Annotated in this window: 15 protein-coding genes; 8 read left to right on the top strand and 7 right to left on the bottom strand. The window is 40.0% G+C overall.

The window, feature by feature from the left end; all coding sequences use genetic code 11:
• Window positions 1–184: 184 nt before the first annotated feature.
• Entirely contained in the window at window positions 185–2,884 is a 2,700-nt protein-coding gene (rcsD, locus tag P3L37_RS07675; RefSeq protein WP_117162379.1) for a phosphotransferase RcsD, read from the top strand.
• Window position 2,885: 1 nt separating this feature from the next.
• Window positions 2,886–3,536, top strand: a complete 651-nt coding sequence (gene rcsB, locus P3L37_RS07670) for a response regulator transcription factor RcsB (RefSeq protein WP_004259923.1) — start codon at window positions 2,886–2,888, stop codon at window positions 3,534–3,536.
• Between the two features lie 78 nt (window positions 3,537–3,614).
• Here the strand turns inward: rcsB and rcsC are convergent, their stop codons facing one another.
• Together rcsC and gyrA are read right to left on the bottom strand one after the other, a co-directional pair.
• Window positions 3,615–6,401: a two-component system sensor histidine kinase RcsC gene (rcsC, locus tag P3L37_RS07665; RefSeq protein WP_238562683.1), complete on the bottom strand. Its 2,787-nt coding sequence runs from the start codon at window positions 6,399–6,401 to the stop codon at window positions 3,615–3,617.
• Window positions 6,402–6,615: 214 nt separating this feature from the next.
• Window positions 6,616–9,231 carry a DNA topoisomerase (ATP-hydrolyzing) subunit A gene (gene gyrA / locus P3L37_RS07660; protein WP_004912190.1) on the bottom strand — a complete coding sequence of 872 codons (2,616 nt, stop codon included), beginning with the start codon at window positions 9,229–9,231 and terminating at the stop codon, window positions 6,616–6,618.
• Window positions 9,232–9,528: 297 nt separating this feature from the next.
• Here gyrA and ubiG point away from each other — a divergent pair, with 297 nt between their 5' ends.
• The 4 genes from ubiG to yfaE all read left to right on the top strand — a co-directional run bounded on the left by ubiG (window position 9,529) and on the right by yfaE (window position 14,314).
• The gene (gene ubiG / locus P3L37_RS07655) at window positions 9,529–10,251 is read left to right on the top strand and encodes a bifunctional 2-polyprenyl-6-hydroxyphenol methylase/3-demethylubiquinol 3-O-methyltransferase UbiG (protein ID WP_004912192.1); all 723 of its coding nucleotides are present in this window, start codon (window positions 9,529–9,531) and stop codon (window positions 10,249–10,251) included.
• A gap of 357 nt (window positions 10,252–10,608) precedes the next feature.
• Window positions 10,609–12,900 (top strand): class 1a ribonucleoside-diphosphate reductase subunit alpha, encoded by a 2,292-nt coding sequence (gene nrdA / locus P3L37_RS07650; protein ID WP_004912194.1) that lies wholly within the window; start codon window positions 10,609–10,611, stop codon window positions 12,898–12,900.
• Window positions 12,901–12,911: 11 nt separating this feature from the next.
• The gene (nrdB, locus tag P3L37_RS07645) at window positions 12,912–14,048 is read left to right on the top strand and encodes a class Ia ribonucleoside-diphosphate reductase subunit beta (protein WP_004912195.1); all 1,137 of its coding nucleotides are present in this window, start codon (window positions 12,912–12,914) and stop codon (window positions 14,046–14,048) included.
• A 2-nt stretch (window positions 14,049–14,050) separates the two neighbouring features.
• The gene (gene yfaE, locus P3L37_RS07640; protein ID WP_109911563.1) at window positions 14,051–14,314 is read left to right on the top strand and encodes a class I ribonucleotide reductase maintenance protein YfaE; all 264 of its coding nucleotides are present in this window, start codon (window positions 14,051–14,053) and stop codon (window positions 14,312–14,314) included.
• A 72-nt stretch (window positions 14,315–14,386) separates the two neighbouring features.
• Here the strand turns inward: yfaE and P3L37_RS07635 are convergent, their stop codons facing one another.
• Complete coding sequence (locus P3L37_RS07635) at window positions 14,387–15,727, bottom strand: anaerobic C4-dicarboxylate transporter (RefSeq protein WP_109911562.1); 1,341 nt, start codon at window positions 15,725–15,727, stop codon at window positions 14,387–14,389.
• Window positions 15,728–16,206: 479 nt separating this feature from the next.
• On the opposite strand from P3L37_RS07635, the gene tyrP reads away from it, so the two are divergent.
• Window positions 16,207–17,355 carry a tyrosine transporter TyrP gene (gene tyrP, locus P3L37_RS07630; RefSeq protein ID WP_231136507.1) on the top strand — a complete coding sequence of 383 codons (1,149 nt, stop codon included), beginning with the start codon at window positions 16,207–16,209 and terminating at the stop codon, window positions 17,353–17,355.
• 114 nt (window positions 17,356–17,469) lie between these two features.
• Here the strand turns inward: tyrP and P3L37_RS07625 are convergent, their stop codons facing one another.
• The gene (locus P3L37_RS07625; RefSeq protein WP_004912202.1) at window positions 17,470–18,012 is read right to left on the bottom strand and encodes a YfaZ family outer membrane protein; all 543 of its coding nucleotides are present in this window, start codon (window positions 18,010–18,012) and stop codon (window positions 17,470–17,472) included.
• Window positions 18,013–18,347: 335 nt separating this feature from the next.
• On the opposite strand from P3L37_RS07625, the gene P3L37_RS07620 reads away from it, so the two are divergent.
• Window positions 18,348–19,787 (top strand): catalase, encoded by a 1,440-nt coding sequence (locus P3L37_RS07620; RefSeq protein ID WP_162598830.1) that lies wholly within the window; start codon window positions 18,348–18,350, stop codon window positions 19,785–19,787.
• A gap of 44 nt (window positions 19,788–19,831) precedes the next feature.
• Here P3L37_RS07620 and menE read toward each other — a convergent pair whose 3' ends face one another.
• Genes menE through menB form a run of 3 tightly spaced genes read right to left on the bottom strand, consistent with a single transcriptional unit; the run spans window position 19,832 to window position 23,057 of the window.
• Complete coding sequence (menE, locus tag P3L37_RS07615) at window positions 19,832–21,241, bottom strand: o-succinylbenzoate--CoA ligase (protein ID WP_196718733.1); 1,410 nt, start codon at window positions 21,239–21,241, stop codon at window positions 19,832–19,834.
• Window positions 21,229–22,200 carry an o-succinylbenzoate synthase gene (menC, locus tag P3L37_RS07610; protein WP_004912210.1) on the bottom strand — a complete coding sequence of 324 codons (972 nt, stop codon included), beginning with the start codon at window positions 22,198–22,200 and terminating at the stop codon, window positions 21,229–21,231. Before menC ends, menE begins: the two co-directional genes overlap by 13 nt.
• Window positions 22,200–23,057: a 1,4-dihydroxy-2-naphthoyl-CoA synthase gene (gene menB / locus P3L37_RS07605; RefSeq protein ID WP_004912212.1), complete on the bottom strand. Its 858-nt coding sequence runs from the start codon at window positions 23,055–23,057 to the stop codon at window positions 22,200–22,202. Before menB ends, menC begins: the two co-directional genes overlap by 1 nt.
• Window positions 23,058–23,064 lie beyond the last annotated feature (7 nt).

The raw sequence follows: 23,064 nt of genomic DNA, 5'->3' as shown, positions 1-23,064 counted from the left end.
AACTTGTCTACCCCTGAAAGTAAAAAAATTGATTTTTTTACTTCGTTTGGCTAATCTTCACTCAATCACTCTCTCTTTCCCAAGAAAAATGGTAGTATCTGTGCAAAATCGGTGTCTATCCTTTCTCTAGGCGTATGATTTTTAATCTAATAATATTTTAGCCGACGGGACGACTTGCTACAGTATGTACAAACAATCATTATTAAAGCCAAACACTCTTTTTCGTATTTTCGCAGCATTTATTCTGTTGCTAATAGTAATGCTTTTTTTATCGCTATTTAACTACTATCAAGCATTAGTTCAAAGCCGTCAGACTAGTTTGAACAGTATGGCGAGTCGGTTAGCCTATCAAATCGAAGATTATCGTTATCAAGCGAGCCATATCTACAAAATTGCCAATGAAAAGACATCAGTACCTCCCGCCGATAATCTCACTGTGACAGGAATGCGCCATGATATTTTTTGGTTAAGTAGCGCCAACCAATCAATCGATGCCATTGTATTTGGTAATAATAAGCAAAGTAGTAATGTTTTAGCCTCTAAGCTTGCAAATTATATGGAGATTGTCTGGGGTGCCCGTAATGAATATAACTCGATGTATTATCTCAATGGTTTAGACAATACACTAGTCTTAGTAACCACCCATTCAATTCTTAAACCTGAGCTACGATTTAAAGAAAGTTATCTCACCTTAACGGCAGAAGAAAAGCGCGCTGATATGTTGACACAATCAACATTGTTAGATCGACGGGAAATAATTTCAAATATTCAAAAATACTCCCCTGATGACCTTTATTACTATACTTATCGGCTGATGTTTAATTCTCCAGGGCAGTTAACGAGTGTCATATCTTTTGATATTTCGATCAATTCACTGATCCCCCCAAATTTAAATGGGGATTTTTTTACGATAAATACACGCCCTGCAAGCACAGGAAGCAATGAGTCTCATACAACTTGGGTTGGAACTAACCTCATCTTCTCCCACCCTATTGACGGTACCAGTTATCAACTTTATTACCATATTTCATTAAAAAGCATTATTTTTAATGTCATTAGCTATAACTTATGGCTAATGACTGGCATGCTTATCATGATCTTTTTTGCTTTGCTGATTATGCTCTTTATCCGTAAACGCCTGATTTCTCCCAATACAAATATGCTGCAAGAACTGAATTTTAATGAAGCACTGACTAGCGATATTATCAGTCATATTTCGTACGGCATTTTAGTTTACGACTTTAACACTAACAAAAAAATTCTGAGCAATGATATTGCTAATCAACTATTACCTTCCATGGATCTGGTTCACATTAAAGAAATGGCCATGGAAAATCATGATGTTATTCAAGTTTCTATCGAAAATATTGTCTATGAAGTTGTTCTTGTCGATAACATATCAAAATCCAATACAGTTCTCTTCATTATTACGGATAAAGATAAAGAAGCATTAACCCAAAAACGCCAAGAATTAGCGAATCGCGAATACAAAAAAAATATTCATATGCGTAAAGCTGTATTTGAGAATATGTGTAGTGAAATATTGCCTTCACTAATTAAAGTTGATAATCAATTAACCAAACTATCCGAAATTGCCAATATAAATAATCGTGCATTTATTTTAGAAATTGAAAATCAGCTTTTTCATATTAATCGCTGGTTTAAAAATATTAACTTATTAAATCAACTTGAGTCTCAAACTGACCCCGTAAAAACAGAGAACGTTTCTATCAGTAACCTTGTGAGTCAATTTTTAAAACAAAACTTATCGCAGTGTAATAACAAAGGGTTAGCGCTTTATTTTCATAATAATCTCAATCCAGATTCGCTTATCGTGGCTAATCTGGATTATTTAAAGCAATTAATACAGCTAATTTGGGATTATTCTATTGCAACAACCTCTTTTGGAAAAATTTCATTCACGTTATCTTATAATGCTAGTAAAAATATCATCTTACTGAATATTAGAGACAGTGGGACTGGCGTAAGTAATCAAGAACTGAGTAATTTGCAAAGTCCTTTTACTGGACAGATTTTAAATTCCTCTAACTTTACACGTTCAGGTATAACATTTTATTTATGCAAACTACTGGTAAAAAAAATGAATGGTGCTTTTTCTATTCGTTCTAGTGATGCAATCGGCACTCATTATGAAATTACGCTACCTGCAGCTAAAGAGTTACTAGTTAAAGACTACCCGGCTTTATTGGAAGATGTTTGTATACGCTTAAACATACATAATGCAGATATTTCACGGATTGTTAGGAATATATTAACTAATTATGGAGCAGAATATTTGGACTTAAGTGAGAGTTCCCCTCATACCAACTGGGATCTCTTGATAACTGATAATAATGAGGAATATTTTGAAAATATTGTTAAAGTAAATGGTACTCTTTCAGGAATAAACCAATTACAACCTCATTACATCGAAGCTAACTATAATTTTGCTGATGAATTAATTGATGCCATCTCATTACTGATCGAAAACACGGATCATGAACATGAGCATTCTAATAATCTGATTTTTCACAATGTTGATGACCAAACGGTTTCACGAACCTCGAATGAATCAATAGAAGATGCAATTGCAAGTTATCAATTAATACTAGCAAATAGTGGATATCGAGATTTGTTTATCACAACAGTACCGATAGATATTAATAAACTGTATAATAGTGAAAGTGTTGAGGATTTGACCGAATTGAAAAACACTGCACATCGTTTAAAAGGAGTTTTTGCTATGCTCGAATTTACTTTTCTTCATAAGCTTTGTGAAGATTTGGAGCGTTACATAGCAGATGAAAACGGATTGGAAATAAAAAATTGCATTAGCATGCTGGATAATTCAGTCAAAAAACTAATGCCAGAAGGTAACCAATAATATGAATAACCTAAATGTCATTGTTGCCGATGATCACCCTATCGTTCTTTTCGGCATCAGAAAATCACTTGAACAAATTGAATGGGTGAATATCGTAGGGGAATTTGAGGACTCAACCTCTTTGATTAATAACTTAGCACGCTTAAATGCAGACGTGCTAGTTACTGATTTATCAATGCCAGGTGATAAATATGGCGATGGTATTACTTTAATCAAATACATCAAACGGCATTATCCTGATCTATCAATCATTGTTCTCACAATGAACAATAACCCAGCCATTCTTAGCGCAATATTAGAGCTAGATATTGAAGGGATTGTGTTAAAACAAGGCGCACCAGCTGATTTACCTAAAGCTTTAGCCGCTTTACAGAAAGGCAAAAAATTCACGCCAGAAAGTGTGAGTAAGCTACTGGAAAAAGTCAATGCAAGTGGCTACGGCGATAAACGCTTATCACCAAAAGAAAGTGAAGTACTACGTTTATTTGCTGAAGGCTTTTTAGTCACTGAAATTGCGAAAAAACTTAACCGTAGCATAAAAACGATCAGTAGCCAGAAAAAATCAGCCATGCTGAAATTAGGCGTTGAAAATGATATTGCGCTGCTAAATTACCTTTCTTCTGTAAGTATTGATAACTCGCCTTCAGAGTGAGTTTCATTTCAATGATAAGACTACACCAATAAAAACCCAGTTATGGGTTTTTATTTTTGCATTCATCTTTAAGTATATTTAACAGTAGCGCGTCAGGGTCTCTCGTAAAATTGCAATTGTTGTTGGTTTTGACAAACAATCATTCATTCCTGCATTAATACAGCGTTGCTTTTCTTCTGCCATTGCATTAGCAGTTAATGCGATAACGGGTAAGCTAAACTCTAAGCGCCGCAGTTCTTTTGCCAGCTGATAACCATCCATATTTGGCATATTTACATCCGTTAAAACAATATCAACGTGATGATTATTTAGATATTTTAGTGCATCTAATCCATCTATTGCAGTGCCTGTAGTAAAACCGATAGACGCTAATTGTTCACTCAATAATGCTCGGTTAATTGGGTGGTCATCGACAATTAACACATGGTATTCACCAAACGAATTATCAGCAACCAATGGTTGATTTGCTATATTATTTTTCTGCGATTGCTCAATCGTTTTCATGATGACTTTATCAATTAAAACAGGCAACTTATCTAATTGATATGTATTATAAATCCATTGGTGTGATTTTATTTCGTGAAGTTCACCGGCATAAAAACTTGATAACTGGATATGATCTTCACAGGTTATACCTCCGGTATACTCATAATCGGTTATTAGCAGGTCATAATTTTGTGTTTTATCAATCGAGTGATGACCCACAACCGTAAATTGCTCATGACTTAACAAGCGTAAAAGAAAATTCATTAAAAATTCATTTCGGCACGAGATAGCAATACGATAATGTGCACGATATTCTGGAATGTTTTTCTTAATATATTCTTGACCATATAAAGGAATACGAATAGTAAATGAGCTACCAAGCCCAATTTGGGAATTGACCTCAATATCACCATCCATGAGGTTAATCAGTTTTTCACAAATCGCTAATCCTAACCCTGTTCCTTTATGACCGATATTATTTTGGTCATGAACTTGAAAAAATGGGTCAAACAACTGCATGACCACTGCATGGGTCATTCCAATTCCTGAATCACGTATTTCAATCTTTAAATAATTCTCATCTTTCCAAACATACAGCAATACAAAGCCTGATTCTGTAAATTTAATACTGTTATTAACAATATTAGAAACCACTTGTTGTAAACGCACAGAATCGTTCAAAATGAGATCAGGAATGTTAGGTTCAATATAAGAATATAATGATATTTTTTTCTTAGACACTAATGGCAAGTAGTTCGCTAATACGAACTCAAAAACTTCACGACAATTAAACAGTTTGCTTTCTATTTTCAACTGCTTAGATTCAATTTTTGAAAAGTCCAAAATATCACTAATAATCTGTAATAAAAGCGACGATGAGTTATCCATAGTGGAAACCAAACGTGTCGCTTTCTCAGATAACTCATAACGTTGTAGCAATTCTATGTTACCAATAATGCCATATAACGGTGTTCTTAATTCATGGCTTACTGTCGCTAAGAACATCGACTTAGCATGGTTCGCTTGTTCCGCTGCATCGGCTACATCTTGCAACGATTTTTCCATTTGAACACGAATACTGATGTCCACTAATACACAAATAGCGACATCTTCATTCTGATAACGAGAGTTTACAAAGCTAATTTGTAAATGTGTGCCATTGGTTGTCACCACATCAATATAATTGCTCGTTTTTTGGCGAATGATTGTTAATATTCGCTGTTTATCATCTTCATTTAATAGCCGGAAATAGTCATGAGCTAATTCATTACTAAGGATATTACCTCCATCGGTTAATCTTAAAATGATGATACCGACAGGTGCTGATGCCACTATTTTGTGATTGAATTGTTCATGCTCTTCAAGCCGTATCGCGGTGTTCTCTGCAGGTTCTAGCATTTTCCTTTCAAGTAACCAAATTAAAAAGAAAATTAGCCCACCCGTAAAAATATTAAGGACAATACCGTAAAAAATAGTATTTTCTAAACTAGTTAATATTTCAGACGTCGCAATGGAGAAAATGACCGTAATTTGAGAGGGCAGTAAGCGTTTTTTGAAGATTAATTTTGAATAATCTGAGTTAAAACCAAAGAATGAAGGCTCTGAAATATTGAGTAACGCTGAGCTCTTAGGGTTGATATCGATAGGAGAATATAAAACAGGCTGGTTATAGTCGTTAATTATTAGTATTTCGATAGCTTTATTTCGGCGTATATTGAATTGATTCAAGTTAATTGAACGTTCTAACCCAATAAACGCAGGCAGCATGTTATCGTGCTTGATTGCCTGAATTAAGTAAACTTGCCCATAATCTGGCTGTGCACCATGCATAATTGTAAATAAATTGCGCTCTTTTCCTTGTAACCTCAAGCCTTGGTAAGTCCGCACACTTTCATAGCTGACTTTTTTGAGTATTTCGATATCAGATATTGTTGAGCGGATCGGATAATCCACCATACAATAACTTCTTGAACCAACTAAAAAGACATGGTTTAAAGCTTGAGGTGCAGCAATACTCTCTTTCCAAAAGTAATTCAGTTGTTCAAAAGCCTGCAAGTAATTCTCTGCTCTATCCCTAAAATAATCACAATCCGTATTCGGCGTTAATTTATAGAAAGAGTAATTAGATGCGTTCGGTAATTCGAGAAATTTACTTGGAAGATTCTTTACTTCTGTCGATTCTTGTAGCTTTACTCGATATAGCTCAGTCATTGACTGGATAGAATTAAGTGTCGCTCCGGTTTGTTGAATATAGGCTTGCAGGTTTTCATAACCCGAATAGAACTGTTGACGAATGTCCGATTTGTATTCATTAAATTGCGAATAAAGGAAGAATAAAGTAATAAAAACGCCCATACCCCACAACATCAAGCCGAGGATACGAAATAAATCCCGAGAAAGTCTAAGTGATGTTTTAAACGAGGGTAAATATCTCAAGCGCTTTCCTGTATATTCGATACTATGACCGCTAATTATACTCGATTACATGATAAAAAAGCGACTAACATGAAAAGTATTAAAATTAAGACATTAAGGTTAGAAACTAAAACGGGCAGCTAATTACGCTACCCGTTCATTAAATTAAACGCGATGATTACTCTTGATCGTCGATATTTGCATCATCAACACCATTTTCTTCAGTGTTTTCATTTGCAATCTCATCATCATTGTTTTCATCGTCATCTGTTTCAGCAACGCGCTGCAAACCAACAACTTTTTCATCTTCAGCGGTTCTAATCAAGGTAACACCTTGAGTATTACGGCCAACGACGCTCACTTCAGACACCCGTGTACGAACTAATGTGCCGGCATCCGTGATCATCATGATTTGGTCTGTTTCATCAACCTGAATCGCGCCAACTACATTCCCGTTTCGCTCACTCACTTTAATGGAGATAACACCTTGAGTTGCACGAGATTTAGTTGGGTATTCAGCTTCTTCAGTACGTTTACCGTAACCATTTTCTGTCACAGTTAAGATATGCCCTTCTCCACGTGGAATAATCAAAGAAACGACTTTGTCGTTATCCATTAATTTAATACCACGTACACCTGTTGCGGTACGTCCCATAGGACGAACGGCATCTTCAGCGAAGCGCACAACTTTACCCTGAGCTGAAAACAGCATGACTTCGTTTGAACCATCTGTTAAATCAACACCAATCAGTTCATCACCGTCATTCAAGTTCACCGCAATAATACCGGCACTTCTTGGGCGACTAAACTCTTGTAAAGGCGTTTTCTTCACAGTACCACTCGCCGTTGCCATGAAGACGTTGTAACCCTCTTCATATTCACGTACAGGTAAGATGGCCGTAATACGCTCATCTTGTTCTAGTGGTAATAAGTTAACAATTGGGCGACCACGAGCGCCACGGCTCGCTTCTGGTAATTGGTAAACTTTCATCCAATATAACCGACCACGGCTTGAGAAACACAAGATGGTGTCATGTGTATTGGCGACCAATAATCGTTCAATGAAGTCTTCGTCTTTAGTTCTTGCCGCAGACTTACCTTTACCACCACGGCGCTGTGCTTCGTAATCAGACAGAGGCTGATATTTCACATAACCTTGATGAGATAATGTCACCACTACATCTTCTTGGTTGATCAAATCTTCAATATTGATGTCTGCGGTATTTTCTGTAATTTCTGTACGACGAGGGTCGTTGTAAGTATCACGAATAATTTCTAACTCTTCGCGAATCACTTCCATCAAACGTTCAGGGCTGCGTAAAATAAACAGTAAAGCTTCAATTTGCACTAGAAGTTCACGGTACTCTTCCAGTAATTTTTCGTGCTCAAGGCCCGTTAATTTTTGGAGGCGTAAGTCCAAAATAGCTTGGGCTTGTTGTTCAGTCAGGAAATATTGCCCTTCATGCACACCAAACTGAGGCTCTAACCACTCAGGACGAGCGGCGTCATCACCCGCGCGTTCTAGCATCGCAGCAACATTACCCAGATCCCAAGAGCGTGCAATTAGCCCTGCTTTTGCTTCGGCAGGCGTTGGTGCTTTACGGATCAGTTCAATAATTGGGTCAATATTAGCCAAGGCGATTGCTAATGCTTCAAGGATATGAGCACGGTCACGCGCTTTGCGTAATTCAAAAATCGTACGACGAGTGACAACTTCACGACGGTGACGCACAAAAGCAGCAATGATATCTTTTAAATTCAGTATTTTGGGTTGCCCTTGATGTAGAGCTACCATATTGATACCAAAAGAAACTTGCAATTGGGTCAATGAATATAAGTTGTTTAGTACAACTTCACCCACCGCATCGCGTTTAACTTCAATAACAATGCGCATACCGTCTTTATCCGACTCGTCACGCAGTGCACTGATACCTTCAACGCGTTTGTCTTTAACTAATTCTGCAATTTTTTCAATCAAGCGAGCTTTATTCACTTGATAAGGGATTTCGCTGACAATAATGGTTTCACGACCATTTTTCTCATCGACTTCCACTTCAGCGCTTGCACGGATATAGACCTTGCCACGCCCTGTACGATATGCATCAATAATCCCACGACGGCCGTTGATAATCGCCGCTGTAGGAAAGTCAGGCCCTGGAATGTGTTCCATTAAGCCTTCAATACTGATGTCTTCATCTTCTATATAGGCAAGACAACCGTTAATCACTTCCCCTAAATTGTGAGGTGGAATATTGGTTGCCATCCCAACAGCAATACCTGACGACCCATTAACCAAAAGGTTGGGGATTTTCGTCGGCATAACTTCAGGAATTTGCTCTGTTCCATCATAGTTTGGAACGAAATCAACGGTTTCTTTTTCAAGGTCAGCCAGTAGCTCATGGGCAATTTTCGCCATACGGATTTCCGTATAACGCATTGCCGCTGCGGAGTCTCCGTCAACTGAACCGAAGTTTCCCTGACCATCAACCAGCATGTAACGCATTGAGAAAGGCTGTGCTAGACGAACGATTGTCTCGTAAACAGCGCTATCACCATGTGGATGGTATTTACCGATGACGTCCCCAACAATACGGGCAGATTTTTTATAGGGTTTATTCCAATCATTTCCCAATACATTCATCGCAAACAGTACTCTGCGGTGTACTGGCTTCAGTCCATCTCGAACATCTGGAAGTGCACGGCCGACAATAACGGACATTGCATAATCCAAATACGAACTTTTAAGCTCTTCTTCGATATTAACTGGTGTGATTTCTCTGGCAATCTCGCTCATGGAACCACTGTCCCTCATAACTTCGGATTCAAAGAGTAGAACTATACCACAATTCGCCAATTTAATAAAAATAAGAGACGGGTATTTGTCTTCCAAGCTATGTATAATAGCGGAAAATTAAGTTTATGTGTCCGAAACTTGAGGGTTTATCAATTAATAACTGCAATAATTGCATTGTTGTTTATATTTTAGCCATCAATTCTTATCGGACCGCTATCTCCCCCTACTGAACATAGTTTAAATATAATTATCGTTAATAGGCTTTAGGGAATAGGTTAAAAATAGGAGCTTCTTTGTATGAATGACACCCAAACCCCAACGTACCTTAACGTCGATAAGCAAGAGATCGAGAAATTTGAGTCCATCGCTTCGCGTTGGTGGGACTTAGAAGGTGAATTTGCCCCACTACACCGCATCAACCCTTTACGTTTAGGTTATATTATGCAGCGTGTAGACGGTGTTTTCGGTAAAAAAATTCTTGATGTTGGTTGTGGCGGTGGCATTTTATCCGAAAGTATGGCGCGTGAAGGTGCAGAAGTCACCGGCCTTGATATGGGGGCTGAACCCTTAATGGTCGCACGCTTACATTCTCTTGAGTCAGGTATTCCGGTTGAATATGTCCAAGAAACCGTCGAACAGCACGCAGACAAGCACCCTCAAGCCTATGATGTTGTCACATGTATGGAGATGCTTGAACATGTTCCGGACCCTCAGTCTGTCGTTAGAGCTTGCGCTAAATTAGTGAAACCGGGTGGACACGTGATTTTTTCAACCATTAACCGTAACAAAAAAGCATGGTTAATGGCTGTTGTCGCCGCTGAATATATTATGAAAATCGTGCCTAAAGGGACTCATGATGCCAACAAATTTATTCGCCCTTCTGAGTTAATTGGCTGGATTGACGGAACACCACTGAAAGATAAACATATCATAGGGTTACACTTCAACCCATTAACGGATAAATTCTGGCTAGGGCCAAATGTTGATGTAAATTATATGCTGCATACTGTGAGCGAATAGTCATTTAGTCGTGAAAAGAATAAATCACAAGCAGTACGTTTAAGAAAGCAGCAAACGATCGCAGTTTACAAAATTTATTTTAGTCCTCATGTCGGAAGCATTTTTTTTATTAATGCCTTTTACCATGCAGCTTACCGACATGATCTGTTTTCTTATCCAACCAGTTATCCACAAGATCCCTCTAATTTGTTCACTTGATAAAATCACACATTAACATTATCTTGTTATGGTATTCTAAACAAACTACTACATATAGTGGTACAAGCAAACATAACACTACTAGCCTCATGGCATTACACCATGAGCTTTTTTATGTTTTTTTAACCCATTTGTAGTTCAACCAAGGTGTACTTGCTCATGAACCAGAGTCTGTTAGTCACAAAGCGTGATGGACATAAAGAACGCATTGATCTCGACAAAATCCACAAGGTAATAACCTGGGCCGCGGAAGGCCTAAGTAACGTATCCGTTTCTCAAGTGGAGTTACGTTCACAGATTCAGTTTTATGATGGGATCAGAACTTCTGACATTCACGAAACGATGATCAAAGCAGCAGCAGATTTAATTACGGGTGATACACCTGATTACCAATACTTAGCTGCACGTCTTGCTATTTTTAACTTACGCAAGAAAGCCTATGGCCAGTTTGAACCGCCTGCATTATATAAGCATGTTAAACACCTCGTCGAAATGGGGAAATATGACAAGCATTTGCTGGAAGACTACTCTGAAGCAGAGTTCGAGCAAATGGATAGCTTTATAGACCATTGGCGTGATATGAATTTTTCCTATGCTGCGGTAAAACAGCTTGAAGGAAAATATTTAGTTCAAAACCGTGTTACCGGTGAAATTTATGAAAGCGCACAGTTTTTATACATTTTAGTTGCTGCTTGCCTGTTTTCACATTACCCAAAAGAGACGCGTCTCGATTATATTCGCCGTTTCTATGACGCCGTTTCAACATTCAAAATTTCATTACCTACGCCAATTATGGCGGGGGTACGTACTCCTACACGTCAATTCAGCTCTTGTGTACTGATTGAGTGTGGTGACAGCTTAGATTCCATCAATGCCACTTCAAGCGCAATTGTGAAATATGTCTCACAGCGTGCAGGTATTGGGGTAAATGCAGGCCGCATTCGTGCATTAGGTAGCCCAATTCGTGGTGGTGAAGCGTTCCACACTGGTTGTATTCCGTTCTATAAACACTTCCAAACTGCGGTGAAATCTTGTTCGCAAGGTGGCGTTCGTGGTGGTGCTGCAACCTTGTTCTACCCTATTTGGCACCTTGAAGTTGAAAGTTTATTGGTACTGAAAAATAATCGTGGGGTTGAAGGTAACCGTGTTCGCCATATGGATTACGGTGTGCAACTCAACAAGTTAATGTATGAGCGTTTGATTAAAAACCAAGATATTACATTATTCAGTCCATCAGACGTTCCAGGTCTTTATGATGCATTTTTCGCTGATCAAGACGAATTTGAACGTTTATATGTGAAATACGAACAAGATGAAAATATTCGCAAATCCAGTGTTAAAGCGGTTGAGCTATTTTCATTAATGATGCAAGAACGTGCGTCTACTGGCCGAATCTATATTCAAAACGTTGACCACTGTAATACACATAGCCCATTTGACCCACAGGTTGCCCCTGTTCGTCAGTCAAACTTATGTTTAGAAATTGCACTGCCAACTAAGCCATTAAATAACATTAATGACGAGAACGGTGAAATTGCGCTGTGTACATTATCGGCATTTAACTTAGGGGCGATTGATAGCCTAGATGAATTAGAAGAGCTGGCAATATTAGCTGTTCGTGCTCTTGATGCACTGCTTGACTACCAAGATTACCCAATCATTGCGGCGAAGCAAGGCTCAATGGGGCGTCGTACACTCGGTATTGGGGTGATTAACTACGCTTATTATCTCGCGAAGCACGGTGTTCGTTATTCTGACGGTAGTGCGAACAATTTAACGCACAAAACATTCGAAGCCATTCAGTATTATCTATTAAAAGCCTCGAATGAGTTAGCAAAAGAGCAAGGTGCTTGCCCATGGTTCAATGAAACAACTTATGCACAAGGCGTTTTACCTATCGATACCTATAAAAAAGAGCTCGATAAGTTAACTAATGAACCTTTGCATTACGATTGGGAAGCTTTACGCCAAGATATTAAACAACATGGTCTGCGTAACTCGACACTGTCTGCATTGATGCCTTCAGAGACATCATCACAGATTTCTAACGCAACCAATGGTATTGAGCCACCACGTGGTTATATCAGTATTAAAGCCTCTAAAGATGGTATTTTGCGTCAAGTAGTGCCAGATTACGAAAATCTGAAAGGCGCATACGAGCTACTATGGCAAATGCCTTCAAACAGTGGCTATTTACAACTCGTTGGTATCATGCAGAAATTTATCGACCAGTCGATTTCTGCTAACACAAACTATGACCCGACTCGTTTTGAGAGCGGCAAAGTACCAATGAACCAATTGCTAAAAGATTTATTGCTCGCCTATAAGTTTGGTGTGAAAACACTTTACTACCACAACACCCGCGATGGGGCGGAAGATGTTCAGGGCGATCTGGAAGAAGTTGTTGAGTCAGCGGATTCCGATTGCGAAGGCGGCGCGTGTAAAATTTAATAGGAATTGTTATGTCACATACATATACAACATTTTCACAGAAAAAAAATGACCAAATGCTGGAGCCGATGTTTTTCGGCCAACCAGTTAACGTGGCACGCTATGATCAGCAAAAGTACCCTATTTTTGAAAAGCTGATTGAAAAACAATTGTCGTTTTTCTGGCGCCCTGAAGAAGTTGACGTATCTCGCGACCGTATTGACTATAACGCGTTGCCAGACCACGAAAAACATATTTTTATCAGTAATCTGAAATACCAAACGCTGCTGGACTCTATTCAGGGCCGCAGCCCTAATGTGGCATTATTGCCGCTGATTTCGATTCCTGAACTGGAAACTTGGGTTGAAACGTGGGCGTTTTCTGAAACTATCCACTCACGTTCATATACACACATTATTCGTAATATTGTAAATGACCCAGCCATTATTTTTGACGATATCGTTGAAAATGAAGAAATTTTAAAACGTGCTAAAGATATTTCTGGTTTTTACGATGACCTGATCGAAATGACCAATTACTATCATATGTTTGGTGAAGGCACGCATACTTGTAACGGCAAACAAGTCACTGTTTCTCTACGTCAATTGAAGAAACAGCTGTATCTGTGCCTAATGAGCGTCAATGCGCTCGAAGCCATCCGTTTCTATGTTAGCTTTGCCTGTTCATTTGCGTTTGCTGAACGCGAACTGATGGAAGGAAATGCTAAAATCATCAAGCTAATCGCACGTGATGAAGCGCTGCACTTAACGGGAACACAACACATGTTGAACCTGTTGCGCTCAGGGCAAGATGACCCAGAAATGGCCGAAATCGCGGCAGAGTGCGAACAAGAGTGTTATGACCTGTTCGTTCAAGCAGCAGAGCAAGAAAAAGAGTGGGCTGACTATTTATTCAGCGAAGGCTCTATGATTGGTTTAAATAAAGATATTTTATGCCAATATGTTGAATATATTACTAACATTCGCATGCAAGCTGTTGGCCTGAAATTGCCATTTGAAGCACGTTCAAACCCAATTCCATGGATCAACGCATGGTTGGTGTCTGATAACGTACAAGTTGCGCCTCAAGAGGTTGAAGTGAGTTCTTATTTAGTCGGCCAAATTGACTCTCAAGTCGATACCGACGATTTGAGCGACTTCGAACTGTAAGTATGGCAAGCCATAAAATCACCCTGCGGTTAACGCAGGGTGTTCAAGTCCCCTACCATACCGAAGTTCACTCCTGTTTGCTGGAAGCCTTAGAAGACAGCCGTATTCCTGTAGAATATCAATGTCGTGAAGGTTACTGCGGTTCGTGCCGAGTGACATTATTGCATGGTAAAGTGGGTTATAAACAAAAACCCATCGCATTTGTACAAGATGGCGAGATCCTTCCCTGCTGCTGCCATCCGCTATCGGATATTGAAATCGGTTAATCTAAAATAGGTGATTGCACAGCGGTTTATCCGTTACCTGTGCAATCACTTTTTATTCACTTACTTTATTGATTATAAATAACCATATAAACCTGCAAATACCCAGCCAAACACACAAGACACACCCACCCCAATTAACCCCGGTAGAATGAAACTGTGGTTGATAACAAATTTACCAATACGCGTTGTTCCAGAACGGTCAAATTGAATTGCCGCAAGATCACTTGGATAAGTCGGTAAAATGTAGTAACCATAACACGCAGGCGCAGAAGCGATAATATAGGCAGGGTCAACACCAATACCTAATGCAATTGGTACAACAGCGGCTAGTGCAGCGGCTTGAGAGTTAACAAACTTAGAAACTAATAACAAGATAACGGCATAAGCCCAAGGGAAATCTTTCACTAAAGAACCTAACGTTCCTTTAATTTCATCCATGTGTGCGCCGAACATGGTTTCCGCCATCCAAGCGATACCATACACCGCCACGATAGCAATCATCCCTGAACGGAATACTTCATTCTTTGAAATTTGCCCAGGATTGGTCTTACAGATAATGATAATTAGCGCACCCGCTAATAACATAAACATCTGGATGACTAAAACCATAGATAACGGCTTACCATTAACTAGCGGCCTTAGTTCAGAGAATGCGCCAAGTAGTGCAACAACTGCGATAGAGGCTAAAAAAATCCACATCGCGACCCAGTTAATTTTCGGTAATTTTGTATTTAGCAGTGTCACACTGTCACCATAAACATAATCATGGTTTTCAGGGACTGAGATAAACTCTTGGAATACAGGGTCTTTATCGAGATCTTTACCTCTAAACCAACTGAAAATACCAATAGCTAAAATACCAATTAACGTTGATGGGATAGTAATTGCTAATAAATCCAAAAATTCGAGTGACTTACCATTGATTGTCACACCATTTAGCATTGCTACTAGTGAAACAACCGCGACTGAAACCGGACTGGCGATAATCCCCATTTGTGCGCCAATACTACTCGCGGCCATCGGTCTTTCTGGACGGATATTATTTTTAATCGCCGCATCGTAGATGATAGGTAAAATCGTATATACCACATGCCCTGTACCACACAAAATGGTTAAGATACATGTCACAAAAGGTGCCACAATAGAAATGTACTTAGGGTTTTTCCGCAGTAGTCGTTCTGCAATTTGCAGCATGACATCTAAACCGCCTGATGCTTGTAACGTCGCTGATGCGGCAACAACAGCAATGATAACAAGCATAACATCAACAGGCGGTTTTCCAGGCGGTAAACCAAAACCAAAAACTAAGATAACTAGGCCAACACCACCTAATAGCCCGAGTGCCATTCCCCCTTTTTTTGCTCCATAGAATAAGCAAACAAGGATAATGGCGAGTTGAATCATAAAGTCCATAGTTCCATCCTTTATATATATGTTTGCATATATTATCGGGATGATTTTCAAGCATTAATTTGATTTATGATAACTTCAAAATCAATTTAGTTTTATTTTTTATGCTTTTATTTTGACCTCATCACATAATTTACATTAAGTAACTGACATACTGTACAGTTAGCTGCCATTTTAATAAAAATCAACTAATTACCACACCTTTTTTAACAAATCACCCCATTTAAATTTACCTTTAGTCACTATAAATCATCATTTTTTCTTCACTTAATTAACCCTGATTATTGTCTTTAGTTTCGCTATCTACTTGATTATCAGTGTAAACTTATGATTACACCAGCTGTAATTTACATTTGACAGCGAACTTTCGATCGCATAATCTGCATCACTTGTTAATTATTGAAATTCAATCAGAGGAACTTGTGAAGAATCGTACGCTTGGCAGTGTGTTAATCGTTGCAGGGACAACAATAGGTGCAGGGATGTTGGCAATGCCACTTGCCGCTGCAGGAGTCGGTTTCACAGGCATCGTTTGCTTGCTTGTTGGATTATGGATGTTAATGAGTTATACCTCATTGCTATTAGTCGAAGTGTATCAGCATAACCCTGCAAATATGGGTCTAGGCTCCGTCGCTAAAAAATATCTGGGTCCTGTTGGCCAAATAGTGACTGGGCTCAGTATGCTGCTATTAATGTATGCATTAACAACCGCTTACATCGGTGGTGCAGGCGTATTAATTTCAGATAGCCTGTCTTCTTGGTGGGGAATTAACATTTCAACCAACACTGCCATTATCGCATTTACTATTATTGGTGGTGCAGTCGTGTGCATTGGCACACATTCAGTCGATTTTATTAACCGTATTTTATTTACAGCAAAAACGATTTTTTTGGTCATCATGCTCGTTGTGATGATGCCACATGCTGAAGCGGTAAACTTAAGCACTATGCCGATTGAAAAAGGCCTTGTTTTGGCCGCAGTGCCCGTTATTTTTACCTCTTTTGGTTTTCATGGTAGCGTACCGAGTTTAGTTAACTATATGAATGGAGATGTACGTAAATTACGTATGATTTTCATTACCGGAAGTGCAATTCCTTTAGTAGCTTATATTCTATGGCAAATCGCTACGTTAGGTTCTATTCCATCACACACCTTTATCGGGATCCTAGCGCAGGAGTCTGGCCTTAATGGGTTACTCACCGCAATTCGCGATGTTGTTGCTACACCTCGAGTCAATATTGCCGTCAGCCTATTTATGGATTTAGCGTTAGCCACGTCTTTCTTAGGTGTTGCATTGGGCTTATTTGATTACCTCGCAGATTTGTTCAAGCGTAGCAACCATTTTATCGGTCGTGCACAAACAGGCTTGCTTACCTTTGTTCCGCCATTATTGGCCGCCCTATTCTTTAGTAGTTTCGTACAAGCATTAACTTATGCCGCTGTCGCGCTCTCAGTCTTAGCACTGATTATTCCTGCACTGTTAACCCTACGTGTACGTAAATTAGAAACTCAAGGTGGGTATCAAGTTAAAGGCGGTACACCTATTTTAGCCTTAGTGTTGGCATGTGGTGTGGCAGTAATCGCTATCCAATTTTCGATTGTTGCCGGATTTTTACCAAACGTTGGCTAAACTATTCGCTTATTAATAATATTCTAAAGATATAAAAAAACCGCCAAACGTAGTATTTGGCGGTTTTTTCGAGATTCAAACGGTTAAATCTAATAAATGATAAATTTAACAATCTTAGAATGAAAGGCCAGCCCCTACATACCAGCCATCGGCAACTTTATCGCTACTATTGCCATGAGTTCCTTTCATTTCAATCAAGCGATAACCTGCATCAATAGATAAAGGTTTAAATACGGTATAACGTGCACCCGCTTTCGCTTCGACATAAGACTTGCTACCTGAGGTCAATGACTCAGGAGCACCATAGGCTTCACCATAAATATTTAATGAAGGCATAGCCTGCCAATTTAACCCACCACCAACCGCTAATGCAGCACCACTACTATTGTGATCCGGTGATAAATATAACCCTTTACCCCCGACAAATGCAGAGAAAGGCCCAACAGGTAAACCAAATGTGGCACCAATACTACCCGTTTGCCCATCATGGTCACTACGAGCCCAAGAACCGTTAAATGCTAACCCTGCATTTTGGTTACCTAGCCCTGCAGACAGCTCAGTAAAATGTTCACCCGCTTGTGCACTGACTGAAACTGCATGGGCAGTACCTACGAACAATGGTGACATCGCTGCTGCTAATAATAATAGTTTGCGCATTATTTTATCCTCTTGATATTATTACCTATGGATACTACGCGAATTTCACCCTATTTTCAGCCATTCTTACCTAGATTTACGCTATAGCCTTTATAAAAGCCGACTTTATTCATTACAAAATTTCACAAATCAAAAATTTTAGTGCGAAAAAGTGCGATGAATGCAGTTTTTTTCACGGGTAATCACAGTAATTGGTTATATTAATTAGATAATCAATTCCATAATAACTATACTGAATTACAAGTTTATTGTAGTCCTGTTTTTTATTTTTTACAAAATATTAACTTATTAGTTAGGTTTGTGTAGTCCATTAATCCAAACAAAGGAGCATTGTGATGAAAAAGAAAGGCCTTACTACCGCCTCAGGCGCCCCGGTCGCCAATAATAATAATGTGATGACAGCAGGTAAACGTGGCCCAATGTTATTACAGGATGTTTGGTTTTTAGAGAAACTTGCCCATTTTGACCGTGAAGTGATCCCTGAAAGACGCATGCACGCAAAAGGTTCTGGCGCTTTTGGTACGTTTACTGTAACTCATGATATTAGCCGCTATACTCGCGCAAAAATTTTCTCTGAAATAGGGAAAAAAACTGAAATGTTTGCTCGCTTCTCTACCGTTGCAGGTGAGCGCGGGGCTGCCGACGCAGAACGTGATATTCGTGGTTTCGCATTAAAATTTTATACTGAAGAAGGCAACTGGGATATGGTGGGTAACAACACCCCTGTGTTCTATTTCCGCGACCCATTAAAATTCCCTGATTTAAACCACGTAGTTAAGCGCGACCCTCGCTCTAACCTGCGTACAATGGAACATAAATGGGCCTTTTTCTCTCAGTTACCAGAATCTTTACACCAGTTAACCATTGATGCTAGTGACCGTGGTATACCACAAAGTTACCGTCATATGCACGGGTTTGGTAGCCACACTTATAGTTTCATCAACAGTAATAATGAACGCTTCTGGGTTAAATTCCATTTCCGTTGCCAACAAGGTATTCAGAATCTGTCTGATGAACAAGCAGAGCAATTAGTCGGTAAAGATAGAGAAAGTTCACAACGCGATCTGTTTGAATCCATTGAGAAAGGGGATTTCCCACGCTGGAATTTGCAAGTGCAAATTATGCCAGAGAAAGAAGCCTCTCAAGTTCCTTATAACCCATTTGACTTAACCAAAGTTTGGCCGCACAAAGATTATCCATTAATTGATGTCGGTTATTTTGAACTTAATCGTAACCCAGACAACTACTTTGCTGACGTAGAACAAGCGGCGTTTAGCCCAGCTAACGTGGTTCCGGGTATCGGTTTCTCACCAGATAGAATGTTACAAGGCCGTTTATTCTCCTATGGAGATGCCCATCGTTATCGCCTTGGGGTTAACCACCACCAAATCCCAGTGAACGCCCCACGTTGCCCATTCCATAATTACCACCGTGATGGCGCAATGCGCGTTGACGGTAATAGCGGCAACCATGTGACCTATGAGCCAAATGAAGCCGGCTTATTCCAAGAGCAACCTGACTTTAGCGAACCGCCATTATCTATTGAAGGTGCCGCTGACCATTGGGATCACCGCGAAGACCAAGATTACTTCAGCCAACCACGTGCATTATATGAGTTATTAGATGATGCCGAGCACCAACGTATGTTTAAACGTATTGCGGGCGAACTGATTGACGCGACAGAAGCCACTCAAGTGCGCCAAATCGAGTTATTTAAACAAGTTCACCCAGAATACGGCGCTGGTGTTGAAAAAGCATTAAAAGCACTAAAATAGTGTAATTTATTAAGTGGTGGGGATAACCCCACCACTATTTCACCCTATTCCTGCATTCTAGCTAACAACCACTTTTTCACTTGTTGTCTCGACACTTTTATTCCCCCAGCTTTCAATTCAGGGTCTAAATAATAAAAGGCCATAGGATATTGGTATGGTGCGAGTTTATCTTTTAGCCAATCCGCCAGCTGATGTAAACCTACGGACTCATTTGCTTCAATAACCGCGACAGGGCGTTGCCCAAATTGCACATCATCAATGGGGATAATAAAACTTTGGCTGATATCAGGGTATGAATTGATGACTGACTCGATATCTTCTGGTTGAACACATTCCCCACCACTGATAAATAAATTATCTAAACGACCAAGGATCTGATACTCGCCATCAATAAATGCTCCTTTATCGTTGGTTTTAAACCAGTTATCTAGGCAATTTAAAGGGTGAATTTGCCCATCAAACCAATAACCAAGCGCTTGGCTGTCTGATTGGATTTGAATTTCACCACCCACAAGACGAATTTGCTTACCTTTTAAGGGTAAACCAACGCCTTTCTTGCCATCTGCCCGTTTAGCACAAACTGTAGAAGCCATTTCTGTCATCCCATAGCCACTCCAACACGCAATTCCATGTTGTTGTGCCAAGTCCGTGAGTGTTGAAGGGATACTGGCTCCGCCCAATAAAACAGCTTTCAACGCGATATTCGCCATTGAGTTATCATTCAATAAACGCCATAGCTGGGTCGGCACCAAAGAGGCATGAGTCACCCCATGTAATGCCTGGGCTAAAGGGATATTTTTTACCGCAAGTGCGCCGCCTTGCAAAAGCCAACGCCAAACAATACCCTGACCAGATACATGGAATAACGGCAGCGAGAGTAACCAACAATCATCTTGCTGGTAATTCATCATATTAACAACACCGGCAGCGCTATTGAGGTGAGCTGCAACACTGTGAACGGCGGCTTTAGGTAGACCTGTCGACCCCGATGTTAAAATCAGAGTAGCAGGCTGCTGAATAGCCTCTTGAAAAACAACCGGAGCAACCTTTTCATCACCAATAAAATGATAATAGAGTTGATAATCTAAATGGCGATAATTAGCTAATAAATTTGATTCATCAGTAAAATCAATGGCTGCGCTAACATTAAGATGAGGCAGTAATTCTGCTAATAACCGTTCTGGGAGGCGGGGATTTAACGGTAAGACACGAGCGCCACACGCAATAAGTGCCAGTTGACTCAATAATAATTCAACTGAATTTTTCCCACGCAAAACGATACACTGCCCTTGTGTTACACCTTGCATTAAAAAGTAAGTTTTAAGGTCAGTAACTTGTTGGCTTACGCTTTCCCAAGTCATACTTTGGGACTCAGTTACAAGGGCGATCGCATTGGGACGAAGATTGGCCCAGTGTTGCCAAGGCCAATCTTTAAAGTTATCTAGTTCTGCCATACAAGCGTTAAATCATCTAACTGCTGGAGCGGAATATCACATTGAGGCCAAGGCCGTATCAATTGAGATTGAATAAGTGATACCGTATCTAAGCCTGGAATGGTATTTGGCGTTAGCCAATGTGCTACACGAGCAAGTTGCGTTAAACCAAAGCTACTTTCAATGGATGAACTGATCACGGCTTGTAATCCTAAGCGATGCGCTTCTTCTACTAAGTAGCGGCAATAAGATAAGCTGCCTGTCAGTGTTGGTTTAATTACAATCGCAGAAACGCCTTCCTGCGCCTCAACCATAAAGCCTTCTTCTCGTACACTTTCATCCCAAGCGATACTAATGCCGGTATCCGCTGCAAATTGCAGTGACTCTTCACGGGTTTTGCACGGCTCTTCTAAGAATGCGATACGGTCACGGTAGTCTGGGTTAACATATTTAGCAAAACCGTCAGCTTTTGTTCGAGTCCAACTGCGATTCGCATCCAAGCGCAGTTTCAGTTCTGGAACGGCCTCTAGTAATAAGTTAACCACCATGCCATCACGCACAGCTTCATAGAGCCCAACTTTTACCTTTGCAACCTTTTCGCCTTCCATTGCATCAAGGCTCAAAATGAGGTCATCAGGGTCACCACTGCACAGTGGTGCTTTGCGATAATCAGCCTCTTTCGGTAGCTCCCCTGTTAACTCCGCTAGAGCACAGCTACAGCCAAAAGCAACAGAGGGTAGTAGACTATTAGAAATTTTGCCTTCTTTCACCCATTCATTCATTCGCTTAATAGTTTCGGCGGTTGCTTCTTCTAATGTTTCACGACTGAATTCAGGTAGAGGCGAAATTTCTCCCCAACCTTCATTATCCCCATCTTGTAAACACACTAAAAGCCCATCACGAGTTTTTAGTCGCTGATAACGAAGGATAACGCCTGCCTCCATTGGCAGGCTGAACGAATAAATACGGGCTTTACGCATTATGGATTACGCTTATATTTAGAGAAGTCTGGAGCACGTTTTTCATTAAAGGCATTACGACCTTCTTGCCCTTCATCTGTCATATAGAACAGCATAGTGGCATTACCGGCTAATTCTTGCAGGCCAGCCTGACCATCACAATCCGCATTTAATGCCGCTTTTAAGCAACGTAATGCCATTGGACTATTTTCTAGCATTTCACGGCACCAACGCACGGTTTCTTTTTCAAGATCTGCGTATGGGACAACTGTGTTAACCAAGCCCATATCTAATGCTTCTTGTGCATTGTATTGGCGGCATAAAAACCAGATTTCACGCGCCTTTTTCTGTCCAACGATACGCGCCATATAGGATGCGCCCCAGCCGCCATCAAATGAACCGACTTTTGGCCCAGTTTGACCAAATATTGCGTTATCCGCAGCAATAGTCAGGTCACACATCATATGTAACACATGGCCACCACCAATTGAGAAACCTGCGACCATCGCAACCACAGGTTTTGGGCAAGTCCGAATTTGGCGTTGAAAATCTAATACGTTAAGGTGATGCGTACCGCTTTCATCACGGTACCCGCCGTAGTCACCACGGATTTTTTGGTCGCCGCCTGCACAGAAAGCTTTTTCGCCCTCACCCGTTAGAATGATAGTACCAATGTGGTCATCATAACGTGCATCTGACAGTGCTTGGATCATTTCTTTCACGGTTTGTGGACGAAAAGCATTACGCACTTCTGGACGGTTAATCGTAATTTTAGCAATTCCTTCAGGAGATTTATGATAGCGAATATCTTCAAACCCTGTAGAGCAATCTTGCCATTCAATTGGTGCGTATAATTTTTCTTCGCTTGGATAAATCATTATCAGA

It is taken from the genome of Providencia sp. PROV114 (assembly GCF_032704305.1).
In the GTDB taxonomy this organism is placed as follows: domain Bacteria; phylum Pseudomonadota; class Gammaproteobacteria; order Enterobacterales; family Enterobacteriaceae; genus Providencia; species Providencia rettgeri.
Note: the sequence above shows the minus strand (reverse complement) of the source record. Positions and strands in the feature narration are given on the sequence as shown.